A 315-nucleotide genomic window follows, 5' to 3' on the forward strand; every position below is an offset into this window, starting at 1 on the left:
TGTCACTCATAAAGTCCATTGACCAGGATTTCCCCAGTGCATTTGGTGCAGCTAACGGCTCTGGATTGCGGTTGGGTAATCGCTTCTTACCTTTGCGTCGCAGATTCAGTTTCAGCTCCGTATAAACCCGATAAACACGCTTGTGGTTCCAGCGGTGGCCTAGCTTTCGAAGGCGTTTAAAGCACTTTGGGAAACCCCAACGATGATGTCTTTCGATTAAAGCATTCAAGGCATCAATAATTTCATCATCATCGGTCAGCTTCGGCTCATAATAGTATGCGGTACGGCTGATGCCGACCACATCACAGCATTTTA

Annotated in this window: 1 protein-coding gene; it reads right to left on the minus strand. The window is 47.0% G+C overall.

Annotated features, from left to right (window positions below; translation table 11 throughout):
* Positions 1-315, minus strand: a 315-nt coding sequence (locus A10D4_RS13470; protein ID WP_008490206.1) for an IS3 family transposase, incomplete at both ends; no start/stop codon positions are given.

Source organism: Idiomarina xiamenensis 10-D-4, assembly GCF_000299895.1.
Taxonomy (GTDB): Bacteria; Pseudomonadota; Gammaproteobacteria; order Enterobacterales; family Alteromonadaceae; genus Idiomarina; species Idiomarina xiamenensis.